13 protein-coding genes are annotated in these 15229 nt (G+C 60.5%); 5 read left to right on the top strand and 8 right to left on the bottom strand.

Annotated elements, in window-relative coordinates; translation table 11 throughout:
- Positions 1-9 precede the first annotated feature (9 nt).
- A complete protein-coding gene (locus FHT93_RS27560) occupies positions 10-792 on the bottom strand; it encodes a LuxR family transcriptional regulator (RefSeq protein WP_183850422.1) in 783 nt (260 codons plus the stop codon).
- A gap of 121 nt (positions 793-913) precedes the next feature.
- Here FHT93_RS27560 and FHT93_RS27565 point away from each other — a divergent pair, with 121 nt between their 5' ends.
- Genes FHT93_RS27565 through FHT93_RS27585 form a run of 5 tightly spaced genes read left to right on the top strand, consistent with a single transcriptional unit; the run spans position 914 to position 6882 of the window.
- Entirely contained in the window at positions 914-1804 is an 891-nt protein-coding gene (locus FHT93_RS27565) for a proline iminopeptidase-family hydrolase (protein ID WP_113208414.1), read from the top strand.
- Positions 1805-1855: 51 nt separating this feature from the next.
- A complete protein-coding gene (locus FHT93_RS27570) occupies positions 1856-2794 on the top strand; it encodes an ABC transporter permease (RefSeq protein WP_183850424.1) in 939 nt (312 codons plus the stop codon).
- On the top strand, positions 2791-3642 hold the full coding sequence (locus FHT93_RS27575) for an ABC transporter permease (RefSeq protein ID WP_183850426.1): 852 nt from the start codon (positions 2791-2793) through the stop codon (positions 3640-3642). Before FHT93_RS27570 ends, FHT93_RS27575 begins: the two co-directional genes overlap by 4 nt.
- Positions 3639-5348: an ABC transporter ATP-binding protein gene (locus tag FHT93_RS27580; RefSeq protein ID WP_183850428.1), complete on the top strand. Its 1710-nt coding sequence runs from the start codon at positions 3639-3641 to the stop codon at positions 5346-5348. Before FHT93_RS27575 ends, FHT93_RS27580 begins: the two co-directional genes overlap by 4 nt.
- A gap of 19 nt (positions 5349-5367) precedes the next feature.
- On the top strand, positions 5368-6882 hold the full coding sequence (locus tag FHT93_RS27585) for an ABC transporter substrate-binding protein (RefSeq protein ID WP_183850430.1): 1515 nt from the start codon (positions 5368-5370) through the stop codon (positions 6880-6882).
- 124 nt (positions 6883-7006) lie between these two features.
- Here the strand turns inward: FHT93_RS27585 and FHT93_RS27590 are convergent, their stop codons facing one another.
- The 7 genes from FHT93_RS27590 to kduD all read right to left on the bottom strand — a co-directional run bounded on the left by FHT93_RS27590 (position 7007) and on the right by kduD (position 15226).
- Complete coding sequence (locus tag FHT93_RS27590; RefSeq protein ID WP_113145328.1) at positions 7007-7537, bottom strand: winged helix DNA-binding protein; 531 nt, start codon at positions 7535-7537, stop codon at positions 7007-7009.
- A 24-nt stretch (positions 7538-7561) separates the two neighbouring features.
- The gene (locus FHT93_RS27595; protein ID WP_183850432.1) at positions 7562-11188 is read right to left on the bottom strand and encodes a hydantoinase B/oxoprolinase family protein; all 3627 of its coding nucleotides are present in this window, start codon (positions 11186-11188) and stop codon (positions 7562-7564) included.
- A 231-nt stretch (positions 11189-11419) separates the two neighbouring features.
- Positions 11420-12214 carry a transporter substrate-binding domain-containing protein gene (locus tag FHT93_RS27600; RefSeq protein ID WP_112546321.1) on the bottom strand — a complete coding sequence of 265 codons (795 nt, stop codon included), beginning with the start codon at positions 12212-12214 and terminating at the stop codon, positions 11420-11422.
- 110 nt (positions 12215-12324) lie between these two features.
- Positions 12325-13053, bottom strand: coding sequence for an amino acid ABC transporter ATP-binding protein (locus tag FHT93_RS27605; protein ID WP_113014378.1), 729 nt, complete (start codon positions 13051-13053; stop codon positions 12325-12327).
- The gene (locus FHT93_RS27610) at positions 13037-13690 is read right to left on the bottom strand and encodes an amino acid ABC transporter permease (protein ID WP_112546319.1); all 654 of its coding nucleotides are present in this window, start codon (positions 13688-13690) and stop codon (positions 13037-13039) included. The genes FHT93_RS27605 and FHT93_RS27610 overlap by 17 nt, the downstream gene beginning before the upstream one ends.
- A gap of 8 nt (positions 13691-13698) precedes the next feature.
- Positions 13699-14382: an amino acid ABC transporter permease gene (locus FHT93_RS27615; protein WP_112546318.1), complete on the bottom strand. Its 684-nt coding sequence runs from the start codon at positions 14380-14382 to the stop codon at positions 13699-13701.
- 88 nt (positions 14383-14470) lie between these two features.
- Positions 14471-15226: a 2-dehydro-3-deoxy-D-gluconate 5-dehydrogenase KduD gene (gene kduD / locus FHT93_RS27620; protein ID WP_113014380.1), complete on the bottom strand. Its 756-nt coding sequence runs from the start codon at positions 15224-15226 to the stop codon at positions 14471-14473.
- Positions 15227-15229: the final 3 nt, after the last annotated feature.

Consider the following 15229-nt stretch of genomic DNA (forward strand, 5'->3'; position numbering starts at 1 on the left):
AGGCAGCTATTAGAAGTTATAGGATGGGCGGTCTTCCAGCAGCCGGTAATGAGTGGCGCGCACCACCGCCTGCGTGCGGTTGCGGGCGCCGAGCTTCTTGGCCGCCGCATTGAGATGCATGACGACCGTCGGCACGGAACGATTGATGATGCGCGAAATTTCCTTGGCCGAAAGTCCCTCTGCCGAATGGCGCAGGCATTCCCGCTCCCGCTCTGTCAAACGGACCTTGCCGACCCGCAGCGCCTCAGCATCGAAAAGCGAATAGGCGGCCTCATGGAAGACATGGGCCAGCAGATTGAAATCGGCGATATAACGTAGTGCGTGGTGCTCGAAATCGCTGTCAACGCCGAAACGGATGCCGGTCACAGTCGCATAATCGCCGCGCGGCATATGGACGGGAACCGTCACGCCCATCGACATGTCGCGCTCGTTGAGGAAACGCGTCACCGGCGCCGTGTCGTCACTCATGAAGCGGTTGATCAGAGTGTCGGCGTCCCTGTCATAGTTCCAGAAGAAGGGCGCCGAGGTACGCAAGGCCACCTGTTGCACCGGATCGATGCGGAAATAGCCGCGGTCGAACCAGTATTCGCGCATATCTTCGGAGATATTGCGCAGCTTTAACATCGACGGAATCATGATCCCTCCGTCGATGTCATAAGGCACCGGCGTGTAGTCGTAGATCAGGGCCTCGAAACCGATCTCTTTCATTGCCGCGAAAACCTGATCGATACGCCCGTCCAGCGTCTGATGGGCTGAGAACTGCCGTCTGATCGTTCCGATTTCGTCAAGCATGGCGGACTCCCGGTGGTTCCCCACCCTATCACTTCTTATAGCTGGCGAAGAGCGTCGTTTCGGATAAAAATTTAGCCATGCCCAATTATTGAGCAAGCGAAATCTTCTGCCGGAGCGGTGAATGTGGCGTGAAATCGAGCCTGAGGCGCGACATGAGATTGAAGTCGACGGCTACAAGGTGATTGCCTACAGCTTCGGAACCGGCAGCGAGACTGTTTTCTGCCTGAACGGCGGCCCGGGTCTGCCCTGCGACTATCTGCGCGAGGCTCATTCCTGTCTCATCGACAAGGGTTACCGCGTTGTCGCCTTCGACCAGCTCGGCACCGGCGCCTCCGACCGGCCGACCGACGCATCGCTCTGGACCATCGGCCGCTATGTCGAAGAAACCGAGACGGTGCGAAAGGCGCTGGGTCTCGGTAAAGTCCATATGCTCGGCCACTCCTGGGGCGGCTGGCTCGCGATCGACTATGCACTGACCTATCCGGAAAACCTGCAGACGCTGATCCTCGAAGATACCGTCGCCGATATGCCGCATCTGATCTTGGAGCTGGAGCGGCTCCGGGCCGCCCTCGGGCCTGAGACGGTGGCGATGATGCAGAAGCATGAGGCGCAGGGAACCTACAATCATCCGGAATATCTCGCAGCCGTGACGATCCTGAACTATCGCCACGTCTGCCGCTTGCCGGATTGGCCGGCGCCGGTGCGCCGCTCTTTGGATGACTGGAACATGGGTCCCTATGAGACCATGCAGGGGCCGAACGAATTTCTCTATATCGGCAATCTGAAGGACTGGAACCGTGTTCCCGACCTGCCTCGGGTGAAGGCGCCGGTATTGATTACGACGGGGGAACATGACGAGTTGACGCCGGCTTGCGCGCTGCGCATGAAGCTTGCGTTGCCAAATGCCGAACTCAAGGTTTTCGCAAACGCCAGCCACATGCCGTTTTACGAAAACCCGCACGACTATTATCCCGCACTGGTCGATTTTCTATCGCGGCACAGGGCAAGCTGATGCAAGATCAGGTGATCGGAACCCGCCGAAGACAAGGGGGCGAGCGCCGCCATGCATCGCTATAAATTCATACTGACCCGGCCGGTCCAGTTTCTGCCCGTTATCTTCGGCATCAGCGTCATCACCTTCATCCTGGTGCGATTGATCCCCGGCGATCCCGCCCGCAACATTCTCGGCACGCGCGCAACACCGACGGCGCTTGCCAACATTCGCGCGCAGTACGGACTCGATCAGCCGATGTGGCTGCAATATTTCTACTTCCTCAAAAACCTCGCGAATGGCGAAATGGGCAAGTCGATCCTCTACAAGATCGACGTTTTTCCGCTGATTGCCACGCGCATCGAGCCGACGATCGCGCTGGTACTGACAAGCGTCATCCTGTCGATCCTGATCGCCGTGCCGATGTCGGCGATTGCAGCTCGCAACGCTGGCCGCGCGCCTGATCATGCAGTACGCGTCATCTCCACATTCGGGATCGGCTTTCCGCCTTTCTGGCTCGGCCTGATGCTGATCATTTTTTTCAGCGTCGAACTCGGCGTCCTGCCCGTCTCCGGCTACGGCACGACACTGGGTGACAAGCTCTCCCATCTCATTTTGCCGGCGTTGACCGTTGCGTTGTCGCTCTCGACGGTGCTGACCCGCAGCCTGCGCTCCGCGATGATCGAATCCCTGAAATCGGATGTAGCGACAGCCGCTCGCGCCCGCGGCATGCCTGAGAGCATTGTCTTCTGGCGCCACGTCCTGCCGAATTCGCTGGTACCGACAATCAATCTTCTGGCCGTCAACATTGGCTGGCTGATCGGCGGCACCGTCGTCGTGGAAAGCGTCTTTGCCCTGCCGGGCATGGGGCAATTGCTGGTGCGCGCCATTTTCTCGCGCGACTACATGGTCGTTCAGTGTGTGGCCATGACCTTTGCCTGCGCCACCGTGCTCGTCAATTTCATTGCCGATATCGTCACCGTCGCTGTCGATCCGAGGGTGAAGCTATGAGCGTCGAGGCCTTTACTCCCTCTCCGGTCGCCTGGCGCCGTTTCCTCGGCCGCCGGCTGACACTCGTCGTCGGCGCCGGCATTCTCCTGTTCTTCCTGCTTCTGGCGATCGCCGCACCATTGGTCGCACCGTATGATCCGATCCTGCAGAATGCCGATGTGCGGCTACAGCCGCCCTCCTTCGCCCATCTCTTCGGCACAGACAATTTCGGCCGCGACATACTTTCGCGCGTCATATGGGGCGCCCGAATCGACCTGCAGATCGCCGTCATCGGCGTGATCTTCCCGTTCCTGATCGGCACGACGGTCGGCACCATAGCCGGCTTCTTCGGCGGTATCGTCGATGCGGTTTTCATGCGCCTCGTCGACATCATTCTCGCCTTCCCGTTTCTTGTCTTGATGCTGTCGATCATCGCCATTCTCGGCCCGGGCCTCAGCAGTTTCTACATTGCCATGGCGCTGGTCGGCTGGGTCTCCTATGCACGCCTCATCCGCGCCCAGATGCTGGTCCTGAAAAGCAGTGACTACGCGGTCGCGGCCGTCAGCCTCGGCTTCAGCCGTTTCAGGATCATGTTCCGCCACCTTCTGCCGAACGCCATTGCCGGCTCCATCGTCTTTTCCATGTCTGATGCCACACTGGTGCTGCTCAGCGGCGCGGCGGTCAGCTATCTCGGCCTCGGTGTGCAGCCTCCGCTCGCCGAGTGGGGCGTCATGGTCGCGGAAGGGCAGAGCTTCATCACAACGGCATGGTGGATCACGCTTTTCCCAGGCCTATCCATCGTCTGCCTCGCCTTCGGCTTCAGCATGCTGGGTGATGCGCTCGGCGAACTTCTCGGAGTTCACGAATGAGCGCTTCGGTCCTTTCCGTCCGTGACCTGACAGTCAGGGTTCATCTCGATAGCGGCGCGCGGACGCTGATCGACCATGTTTCGCTTGATCTCGCCAAGGGCGAAATCCTCGGCCTGGTCGGTGAGAGCGGCTCGGGAAAGAGCCTGCTCTGCCGCTCGCTCGTCCGGCTGCTGCCCTCCTCTCTGATCAAGATCGAGGGCGGCGCCGTCCTGCTCGAAGGGCGTGATCTCACGACGGCAAGCGAAGCCGAGATGCTGGAAGTTCGGGGCGGCGAGATCGGCATGATCTTCCAGAACCCGACGAGCCACCTCGATCCGGTCATGCGCATCGGCGACCAGATTTCCGAGGGCATCCGCTATCATCAAGGGCTCGGCGCCAAGGAAACACGTGCGGCGGCGATCGAGATCCTGACGCAGGTTGGCTTTCCCGATCCCGTTCGCCAATATGACAGTTATCCGCACGAGTTTTCCGGCGGCATGCGCCAGCGCGCCATGATCGGCGTGGCGCTCTCCTGCAACCCGAAGATCCTGATCGCCGACGAGCCGACGACGGCACTCGACGTGACGATCCAGGCGCAGATCCTGAAACTCTTGCTGGAGATCCGAGAAAAGCGCGGCCTGTCGATCATCCTCATCACCCACGATCTCGGCATCGTCGCCCAGACCTGCGACCGCATCGCCGTCATGCGCAATGGCAAGCTGCTTGAACAGGGGCCGAAACGGACGATCCTCTCCCGGCCGCAGGACGCCTACACGATCAATCTGATCAACAGCCATCCCTCCATGCCGGACGAGGCGCCAATGCCGGAGCCGCTGCTCGCGTCTTCGGCAGCATCGACCAAGCCGCTTCTTGAGATCGACGACCTGCATGTGCGTTTCAAGGTTGGCGGCAGCCTGTTCAAGAGCAGTGCCAAGACGGTAGGCGCCGTTTCCGGTGTCAGCCTGCAGGTCATGCCGGGCGAAACCATCGGCATCGTCGGCGAATCCGGCAGCGGCAAGAGCACACTCGCACGCGCCGTGCTGGGGCTGACGCCGATCTCCTCAGGTCATGTGTCCTTCGGAGGGATCGATCTCGCTCAGCAGCGGGCTGCCGGACTCGCAAAGCTGCGGCGTGAGACGGCCATGGTCTTTCAGGACCCTTATAACGCACTCAATCCGCGCCTCACGATCGGGCAGATGCTTGCCGAGGTGCTGAAGGTGCAGGGCAAGGTGCCGGCATCGGCCATTCCGGAGAGGATCGGCGAATTACTCGATCTTGTCGGGCTGGAGCGAGAGTTTGCAAATCGCAAACCTCGCAGCATGAGCGGTGGTCAGTGCCAGCGCGCCGGGATTGCCCGGGCGCTCGCTGTCGATCCGAAGCTCATCATTGCTGACGAATGTGTTGCGGCCCTCGACGTCACGATCCAGGCACAGATCATCGCGCTTTTCCGCGAACTAACCGCAAGAATGAACCTGACGCTGATGTTTATCGCCCATGACCTGGCGATCGTGCGCAATCTCTGCGAACGCGTGGTCGTCATGTATCGTGGCGAGATCGTCGAAGAAGGCCTCTCGAAAGAGGTCTTTGCGCGGCCGAAACATCCCTATACCGCGGCGCTGATCGCCGCCATTCCCGATATCGATCCGGACAAGCCGCTTCTGAGCAGCGCCAGCTTCGAAGCCGAGCTGCAATCGATGCCGGCACTACCCGTCAAACGCATGCCATAACAACGAAGGGAACGAACGCATGATCACCAGATGGAAATCAATCGGGCTTGCAGCGCTTCTTGCGGGCCTGACGCTCAGCGCATCCTATGCCGAAGCCGCCGGTGTGCTTACCATCGGCCGTCGCGAGGATTCGACGACATTCGACCCGATCAAAACGGCGCAGAACATCGACAACTGGGTCTTTTCCAACGTCTATGACGTGCTGATCCGCGTCGACAAGACCGGCACCAAGCTGGAGCCTGGCCTGGCCGAGAGCTGGACGGCGTCCGACGACGGACTGACCTATGTCTTCAAGATCCGCGATGCGAAATTCTCCGACGGCTCGCCGCTGACGGCGGAAGATGCCGCCTTCAGCCTGCTGCGCATCCGCGACGATCAAGGCTCGCTCTGGAGCGATTCCTATAAGGTGATCGACACGGCCGTCGCAAGCGATCCGCATACGCTGACGATCAAGCTCAAGAACCCTTCCGCGCCCTTCCTGTCGACGCTGGCACTGCCGAATGCATCCGTCATTTCCAAGGCCGGCATCGAATCCATGGGGGCCGACGCCTACGCTGAAAAGCCCATTTCGTCAGGCGCCTTCACCGTAGAGGAATGGCGCCGCGGCGACCGCATCATCCTTAAGAAGAACCCGAATTTCTGGCAGGCAGACCGGGTAAAGCTCGACGGCGTCGAGTGGATCTCGGTGCCTGACGACAATACCCGCATGCTGAACGTGCAGGCAGGCCAGCTCGACGCGGCGATCTTCGTGCCCTTTTCGCGCGTCGAGGAGTTGAAGAAGGACGCCAACCTCAACGTATTGGCCGATCCTTCGACCCGTGAGGACCATCTGCTGATCAACCATGCCCATGGCGATCTCGCCAAGAAGGAAGTACGCCAGGCGCTCGACATCGCAATCGACAAGAAGGCAATCGTCGATGCCGTCACCTTCGGCCAGGGCACGGTCGCCAATTCGTACGTTCCGAAGGGCGCGCTCTATCATTACGCCGACAATCTGCAGCGCCCCTATGACCCAGAAAAGGCCAAGAAGATGCTGGCCGACGCCGGCGTCACCAACCTGACGCTGAACTACCTGATCCGCGCCGGTGACGAGGTGGACGAGCAGACCGCCGTACTGGTGCAACAGCAGCTCGCCAAGGCCGGCATCACTGCCAACCTCCAGAAGGTCGACCCGAGCCAGGAATGGGACATGACGGTTGCCGGCGATTACGATATCTCGGTCAACTACTGGACCAACGACATTCTCGACCCGGACCAGAAGACGACCTTCGTGCTCGGCCACGATTCCAACAACAACTACATGACGAACTACAAGAACGATGCCGTGAAGGAGCTGGTCGCCAAGGCCCGCCTGGAACTCGATCCGAAAAAGCGCGAGCAGATGTATATCGATCTGCAGAAGACCGCCAAGGACGACGTCAACTGGATCGATCTCTACTACAGCCCCTACATCAACGTCGCACGCAAGAACATCGACAACTTCTACCAGAACCCGCTCGGCCGCTTCTTCCTGGAAGACACGGTCAAGAACTGAGCCCGGACCTTGCTAGCGTACTCCGCCTCTCAAGGCGGAGTACGCTTTTGACAAGAGAGCGGATATACCAGCCCCGGTTAGAGAGCCGAGAAAATGGCGGCGTCTCTGCTTTCGGCGGTTTCGATCATAAGGTCGCCGCTGATCTTGCCGCCTGCTCGTAATAGCCCGAGAGAGCTCTCAGGTGGGAGGCGATACCCGACAAATCCTCCTGCGATAGTCCCGACACTTTCGTCGCCTCGACCAGAAGCCGCTCGCGGATTTCCGAATATCGCGTCAGCGCCTCCAGGCCTTTGTCGGTGACCTGGATGACTTTTTCCTTGCCGGATTTTCCGGTTTTGACGAGGCCGGCCGCATCAAGCTTTTTTACCGCGTAGTTGGCGACATGAGTGTCTTCGATATCGAGCACGAGGCAGAGGTCGGACAATGTCTTCGGCCGGCCGCGATGGCGAACCGAGTGAATGATGAGGATCTCGACCGGCGACAGACTGGGCACCCCGGCGGCAGCCATGCAGCGCACCATCCAGCGATTAAACGCGTGAGAAAAGAGGACCGATCCGTATTCGAGCTCCGAAAGAGCCGGCGAGCTGCCGAGTGCCAGATGGGCCGACGAGACGATCAGATCGCGGGGCGCCTTTTGTTCTTTCGATTTTTCCATTGAACGCACTTCCATCCCAATTGCTCAGGCATCTCTCGGTCCGTACCCGCCGCCTGTTGGCGTCACGACAGTAAAGGCTTCACCCGCTTCCAACACCGTGTGGGCAGCACCGATCAGTTCATCAATCGTACCGTCATTTCGGCGAACGTAGTTGCGGCCGGTCTGTCCATCTTCGCCACCTTTCAGCCCGAACGGCGCCACGCGGCGATGACCGGAGAGAACGGCAAATTCCAGCGTCTCGAGCGTGCGGATCGTTCTCTGCGTGCCGTTGCCGGCATGCCACTGACCGCGGCCACCGGAATTTGGCCGGATATGGAAATCCTCGAGCACAACGGGGAAACGGCTCTCCAGGATTTCCGGATCGGTGAGGCGCGAATTGGTCATATGCGTGTGCACGGCATCCGCACCGTTGAAGCCCGGGCCTGCCGGCGCGCCAGAGCAGATGGTTTCGTAATACTGGTACTTGTCGTTGCCGAAGGTCAGGTTGTTCATCGTGCCCTGGGCCGCGGCCATGGCGCCGACGGCACCGATCAGGCAATTGGTAACGGCCTGGCTGACTTCGACATTGCCGGCAACGACGGCTGCCGGATAAACGGGCGTCAGCATGGTGCCATCGGGAATGACGATGCGGATCGGCCGCAGGCAGCCGGCATTCATCGGAATATCGGCTTCGACCAGCACCCGGAAAACATAGAGCACGGCAGCGCGCGTCACCGGCGCCGGCGCGTTGAAATTGTCGGAGCGCTGCGCTGAGGTGCCGGTAAAATCGACGGTTGCTTCGCGTTTTTCCCGATCGATGGAAATCCTGACGACGATCTTGCAGCCCTGATCCATCTCATAGGAAAATTCGCCGTCCGGCAGGCGGTCGAGGACACGGCGCACGCTTTCGGCGGCGTTGTCCTGCACATGGCCCATATAGGCATCGACCACGTCCTCGCCGAAGAGCGCGATCATCTTCTTCAGTTCCGCCACACCCTTTTCATTGGCGGCAACCTGCGCCTTCAGGTCGTTGACGTTCTGCGCCAGCGTGCGCACTGGATAACGCGCACCAGTAAGCAAATCCGCAAGAGCGTCTTCGCGGAATTTGCCACGATCGAGCAGCTTGAAATTGTCGATATAGACGCCTTCCTCCTCGATATGCGTCGCGAGAGGCGACATCGAGCCCGGGGAGATACCGCCGATATCGGCATGGTGCCCGCGGCTCGCCACCCAGAAACGGATGCGTGTGCCGGCATCGTCGAAGACGGGCGTACAGACCGTGAGATCGGGCAGATGCGTGCCGCCATTGTAGGGCGCATTGATCAGGAAGACGTCGCCCGGATGAATGACCGGATTTTCGCGGATGGCAGTGGCGACAGACGCGTCCATGGAACCGAGATGAACCGGCATATGAGGCGCATTGGCGACGAGATTGCCGTCCGCATCGAAGACCGCGCAGGAAAAGTCGAGCCGTTCCTTGATGTTGACGGAATAGGCCGTGTTCTGCAGCGTGACGCCCATCTGCTCGGCAATCGACATGAAGAGATTGTTGAAGATCTCCAGCATGACCGGATCAGCCTTGGTGCCGATCGCCGTGCGCTCCGGCAGCGCCTTGATGCGGGTGAGCACGATATGATCGCGCGACGTCAGCTTCGCCTGCCAGCCGTCTTCCACGACGATGGTCTGGTTCGGCTCAATGATGATGGCCGGTCCGGTCACGGTCTGGCCGGGCTGAATGCCATCGCGCATGACGACAGCCGCGTCATGGCTTTCGCCCTGCGAATGGAACAGGGTGTGTCGGATGGGCAATGCCTCGCCCTCAGCCGCTTCGCCACGATCAACGTCGATTTCGGCGGCCGCACCGCCGATGCATTCCACCTCGACGGCCTCCACGACCAATGGCTTGTCCTCGGCGACGAAGCCGAAGCGGCGCTTATGCAGGATCTCGAATTCCCTGCGCAGGCGCGGCGCGTCGTCATCCTGCGGGAACAGTGCCTCGACGGCGAGCAGCGTATCGGTGCCGGCATAGCGGATATGTGCACGCAACACCGTCTTGATCTTGCCGGCCTCGACGCCCTGCGCCACCAGCTCCGGCAGGCACTCGCCCTGCAATTCTCTGCCAAGCGCTGTCATCGCTGCCGGTGCGGCCGCATCGAGCGGCACGCCGAGCGCCTTCTGGCGGGTGGAGCGGATATCGGCAAGGCCCATGCCATAGGCCGAGAGCAGGCCGGACATCGGATGAAGAAGTATGCTCTTCATACCGAGCGCATCGGCCACCAGGCAGGCATGCTGGCCGCCGGCACCGCCAAAGCAGTTCAATGCGTAACGCGTCACGTCATAACCGCGCTGGACGGAAATCTTCTTGATCGCCTCGACCATATTGGCAACGGCGATGCGGATGAAACCGTCGGCTACCTCTTCCGGGCTGCGTCCGTCACCGATCTCCGCTGCAAGCGCGGTGAATTTCTGCCGCACCGTCTCGATATCGAGCGGCTGGTCCTGGTTCGGGCCAAAGATCGTCGGGAAGAAATCGGGCAACAGCTTGCCGGCCATGACGTTGGCATCGGTCACCGCAAGCGGCCCGCCATTGCGGTAGCAGGCGGGGCCTGGGAAAGCGCCTGCGGAATCAGGCCCGACGCGGAAACGGCCGCTTTCGAAATGCAGGATAGAGCCGCCACCGGCCGCCACGGTATGGATCAGCATCATCGGTGCACGAACACGCACGCCCGCCACTTCCGTTTCGAAGGCGCGCTCATATTCGCCATCGAAATGTGCGACATCCGTTGAGGTGCCGCCCATGTCGAAGCCGATCACGTGGCCGAAACCTGCCTGTTCGCCGGTCTTGGCAAGACCGACCACACCGCCGGCCGGGCCGGACAGGATCGCGTCCTTGCCCTGAAACATATCGGCCGCTGTCAGCCCGCCCGAAGACATCATGAACATGACGCGCGCACCGGTTCTCGCGACGTCGAGTTCATCGGAGACCTGGCGCACATAGCGGCCGAGCACCGGCGAAAGATAGGCATCGACAACAGTCGTATCGCCACGACCGACCAGTTTGATCAGCGGCGAGACTTCGTGGCTGACGGAAACCTGCTCGAAGCCGATGGCGTGGGCGATGCGTGCGGCTGCCGCCTCGTGCGCGGGATATTTGTAAGCGTGCATGAAGACGATGGCCACGGCGCGGTAACCCTTGCCTCGCAGATCGCGGAGTGCTGCTTCGGTCGCGGCTTCATCGAGTTTTGTCTCGACGGTACCGTCAGCCAGTACGCGCTCTTCGAGCCCGACCACATCCTGATAAAGCGCTTCCGGCTTGACGATCTCCGTCGCAAAGATCTTCTTGCGCTCCTGATAGCCGATGCGCAGCGCATCGCGAAAACCCTTCGTCGTCACAAGCGCCAGAGGTTCGCCCTTGCGCTCCAGAAGCGCATTGGTGGCAACGGTTGTGCCCATGCGGACCTCGCCGATCAGCCCGGCCGGGATCGCCTCCCCTGCAGTCAGGCCGAGATGCTGTCGGATTCCGTGGACGGCGGCATCGCGATAGGCTTCCGGGTTTTCAGACAGCACTTTGCGGGCGTGGAGTGCACCGAACGGGTCGCGCCCGACGATATCGGTGAAGGTGCCCCCACGGTCGATCCAGAAGTCCCAGCTACCAGCCGCAATGCCCGACAAAATCGCCTCCGCCGTTCGTTTCCAACATCACTAAGAAATTATCGATAAATCGTCAACGTTTTACAGAGAACAAAGTCGCCACAGGTATCGATGGAAGGACGGCGTAGCAGAAGCCGGATATTCAGGCGCAAAAAATCGAACGCCGCGGCACAAGGGCCGCGGCGACAAAATTGGCGGAAATCTAGGATCGTCGAAGACTGGCGCCATGAAGGCATCGGCGCCGCTATTCGATCAACGCGAGGTCAGATCGTCGGGCAGTTCGGCATTGTGGTACTTGCGATAGATGTCGCGCAGCACCTTGTTGTCGAAATTGGTCTTGACCCACTGGTCGAGCCAGGTCTTGAGACCAGCTTCACCCTTCGGAATACCGATGCCGAGATTGGTTTCCTTCTGCGTGAACTTCACCTGCAGCGGATGATCGGCCATCTTCTTGTTGATGCCGTTGATGACAGCCGACTGGCTGGAGAGGATATCGACCTGGCCGGAGACAACAGACGTGATCAGCGTTGCGTCATCCTCGAAGCGAACGATATCTGCGCCCTTCGCATTGGCGGTGATGTCCTGGTCGTTGGTGGTCGCGCGGGTAACGCCGATGCGCTTGCCATCGAGATCGGCATAGTTCTTGATCTCAACGCTCGGCTGAGCTGCGACGACGAGTGCCAGCGTCGCATAGGGAACGGAATAATCGATCGCCTTCTTGCGTTCCTCGGTAATGCCAAGCGAAGAGACGACCATGTCGGCCTTGCCTGTCTGGACCGAGGGAACGCGGGCAGCGTTGGTGATTTCCACCAGTTCCAGTTCGACGCCGAGATCCTTGGCGATCAGCTTCGCGGTTTCGACGTCCGAACCGGTGGGCTTGAGGTTTTCATCGACGAAGGAATATTCCGGAATGCCCATCGCGACCGCGATGCGCACCTTGCCCGCCTTCTTGATATTGTCGAGCACGTCGGCATGGGCAACACTTGCCAGCGCCAGCAAGCCTGCGCCGGCCAACAGTGCCAGTTTCGAAATCATTGTCTTCGGCATACTCCAAGTCTCCTCTACCTGATTGCCTCTGCCCGCTCTCTGTCGGGCCTCCTGTAAAACCCGCACCGGTTCATCCGGCGCAGGCAATTCCCTCCCGCAAGTACCGGGGTCTAAAGCTCTGCAGCCATGAATTCCTTGAGCTCCGGTGTCTGCGGATTGCTCAGGATATCGGCGCCACCCGTCTCCCAGACCTTGCCGGTATGCATGTAGATGACGCGGTTGGCAGCGCGCTTGGCAAAGCCCATCTCGTGGGTGACGACGATCATCGTCATGCCGCCGCGGGCGAGATCTTCCATCACGCGCAGCACCTCGCCTGTCAGCTTCGGGTCGAGAGCAGACGTTACCTCATCGAAGAGCATCACCTTCGGCTGCATGGCGAGTGAACGGGCGATTGCCACGCGCTGCTGCTGGCCGCCCGACAATTGCTCCGGATAGGCATCGATCTTTTCCGAGAGACCGACCTTGGCGAGCACCTGCCTCGCGATCTCGAAGGCCTGGTCCTTGCGCATGCCCTTCACGCGGCGCAGCGCCAGCATGATGTTTTCGGCAACCGTCATATGCGGGAAGAGGTTGTAGCTCTGGAACACCATGCCGATATCCCGGCGCAGTGTCCGGAGATCGAGCTTCGGATCTTCCACGCGGTGGCCGCACACTTCGATCGAGCCGTCCTGGATCGTCTCCAGCCGGTTGATGCAGCGAAGTGCGGTGCTTTTGCCGGAGCCGGACTGGCCGATCAGCGCCACCACCTCGCCGGCATTGATCTCGAAGGAAACGCCCTTCAGCACTTCCAGAGCGCCGAAGCGCTTGACGACATTGGTGAGTTTAACGGCGACCGACATTGAGCTTCCTCTCGAGAGAGCGGCTCCAGACCGACAGCGGGTAGCACACAGCGAAATAGAGAAGCGCTGCGATGCCGAACACCAGGAAGGGCTGGAACAGGGAGTTGTTGATGACCTGCGCCGCACGTGTCAGCTCCAGGAAGCCGACGACCGAGGCGAGCGAGGTATTCTTGACGAGCTGGACGAGAAAACCGACCGTCGGCGGCGTGGCGATCCTCAGCGCCTGCGGCAGGATCACATCACGTAGCGCCTGCCAGCGCGTCAGGCCGAGACATTCGGCCGCCTCGAACTGTGTACGCGAGATCGACTCCACCGAACCGCGCCAGATCTCGCCGAGATAGGAGCTCGAATAGATCATCATGCCGAGGCCGGCCGCCACCAGCGGCGGCACCGAGATATTGATGACCCCCAGGCCGAAATAGAGGATGAACATCTGGATGAGCAGCGGCGTGCCCTGAACGATCTGGATATAGATGAGGGCAGCGCGCCGCAGCCAGAGGAAGCGCGAAATGCGGCAAAGCATCACGAAGAAGCCGGCGATGCCGCCCAGCACGAAGGCGAGTGCAGACAGCACCACCGTCCAGACGAGGCCATCCAGCAGATAGATGAGGTGATTGAAGGAAAATCCACCGAGCATGGCGACCTCTAGAGCGACGTGCCGAGCCGGCGGCGGCGCGGAAAGGCGATGAGACCGAGGCCATAGAAGCCCGCCCGCATCAGATAGGTAATGGCGATGTAGAGGACCGCGACGACCATATAGGTTTCCAGTGATCGGAATGTATTCGACTGGATGTTGTTGGCGACGCCCGTCAGCTCCTCGGCCGAGATCTGCGAAGCGATCGAGGTCGACAGCATCATCAGGATGAACTGGCTGGAAAGTGCCGGATAGACGCGTTCGATCGCCGGCAGGAGAATGATGTCACGGTAGATCTGCAGCTTCGACAGGCCGAGCGCCTCGGCTGCCTCGATCTGGCTCGGATGGATGGAATCCATGCCGGCGCGGATGATCTCGGCCGTATAGGCGCCGACATTGATGACCATGGCGAAGACAGCGGCGGCAATGATCGGCAGGCGGATGCCGACCGACGACAGTCCGAAGAAAATGAAGAAGATCTGCACGATGAAGGGCGTGTTACGCACTGTCTCGACATAGATACTGACAAGGGCACGCAGCGGCCCGATAGTCGAACGACGGGCTATGGCGCAGGCAACGCCAATCACCAGACCGATGACCACCGAAAAGACGGTGATCTCGATCGTGACAAGCGCGCCCGACAGGAAGTCGCTCCAGTAGGGCAGCAAGGCCGAAAAATCGAACTGGTACTGCATGTCCTCCTCCATTCCGGCCACGCCAACTCCACCGACGCGGCCTCGCCTTTCCCGTGGGAAGGCGTCATGTCTCCTCCTGGCTGTCGCGTCAGCGCGCCAGCCAGCCTCCATCGACGGGCAGAACCGTGCCGTGTACATAGTCGGATGCTGACGACGCCAGGAACACGGCAGCACCGCCGATATCGCCGGGCTCACCCCAGCGGCCCGCCGGGATTCGGGCCAGGATGCTGGCATTGCGATCGGCATCCTCGCGCAGCGCCGTCGTGTTGTTGGTCACGAAATAGCCGGGAGCGATGGCGTTGACGTTGACGCCCTTGCCCGCCCATTCGCAGGCAAGCAGCCGGGTCAGACCCGCAAGTCCGCTTTTTGAGGCGGTGTAGGACGGGATGCGGATGCCGCCCTGAAAGGAGAGCAGCGAAGCGATGTTAATGATCTTGCCGCGCCCTTTTTCGAGCATGTGGCGGGCAGCAGCCTGAGACAGAAAGAAGGCTGTCTTCAGGTTGACATTCATCACCGCATCCCAGTCTTCCTCGGTAAAATCGATCGCGTCGGCGCGGCGGATGATGCCGGCATTGTTGACGAGGATATCGAGGGCTCCAAAGCGCTCCAGCGCTTCCGCAACGATCGGCTTGACCGGCTCGATCGTGCCGAGATCGGCTTTGATGACGTGGAATTTTGCACCCGCCTTGGCGACCAGTGCTTCCGTCTCGTCCATAGACGAGCGGCCGACGGCGACGATCGAGGCACCCGCTTCGGCAAGCGCTACGGCAATGCCCTGCCCGATGCCGGTATTGGCACCGGTAACGACGGCCGTTTTTCCCGAAAGATCGAAAAGTGCCTGCATCGC

The organism is Rhizobium sp. BK379, from assembly GCF_014193955.1.
Taxonomy (GTDB): Bacteria; Pseudomonadota; Alphaproteobacteria; order Rhizobiales; family Rhizobiaceae; genus Rhizobium.

Bases quoted from the DNA above. Each gene is read 5' to 3' on its own strand.
- FHT93_RS27585 (WP_183850430.1), top strand. From the start codon at position 5,368: ATGATCACCAGATGGAAATCAATCGGGCTTGCAGCGCTTCTTGCGGGC.
- FHT93_RS27580 (WP_183850428.1), top strand. From the start codon at position 3,639: ATGAGCGCTTCGGTCCTTTCCGTCCGTGACCTGACAGTCAGGGTTCAT.
- FHT93_RS27605 (WP_113014378.1), bottom strand. From the start codon at position 13,053: ATGTCGGTCGCCGTTAAACTCACCAATGTCGTCAAGCGCTTCGGCGCT.
- FHT93_RS27590 (WP_113145328.1), bottom strand. From the start codon at position 7,537: ATGGAAAAATCGAAAGAACAAAAGGCGCCCCGCGATCTGATCGTCTCG.
- FHT93_RS27560 (WP_183850422.1), bottom strand. From the start codon at position 792: ATGCTTGACGAAATCGGAACGATCAGACGGCAGTTCTCAGCCCATCAG.
- FHT93_RS27600 (WP_112546321.1), bottom strand. From the start codon at position 12,214: ATGCCGAAGACAATGATTTCGAAACTGGCACTGTTGGCCGGCGCAGGC.
- FHT93_RS27570 (WP_183850424.1), top strand. From the start codon at position 1,856: ATGCATCGCTATAAATTCATACTGACCCGGCCGGTCCAGTTTCTGCCC.
- FHT93_RS27610 (WP_112546319.1), bottom strand. From the start codon at position 13,690: ATGCTCGGTGGATTTTCCTTCAATCACCTCATCTATCTGCTGGATGGC.
- FHT93_RS27565 (WP_113208414.1), top strand. From the start codon at position 914: ATGTGGCGTGAAATCGAGCCTGAGGCGCGACATGAGATTGAAGTCGAC.
- kduD (WP_113014380.1), bottom strand. From the start codon at position 15,226: ATGCAGGCACTTTTCGATCTTTCGGGAAAAACGGCCGTCGTTACCGGT.
- FHT93_RS27575 (WP_183850426.1), top strand. From the start codon at position 2,791: ATGAGCGTCGAGGCCTTTACTCCCTCTCCGGTCGCCTGGCGCCGTTTC.
- FHT93_RS27615 (WP_112546318.1), bottom strand. From the start codon at position 14,382: ATGCAGTACCAGTTCGATTTTTCGGCCTTGCTGCCCTACTGGAGCGAC.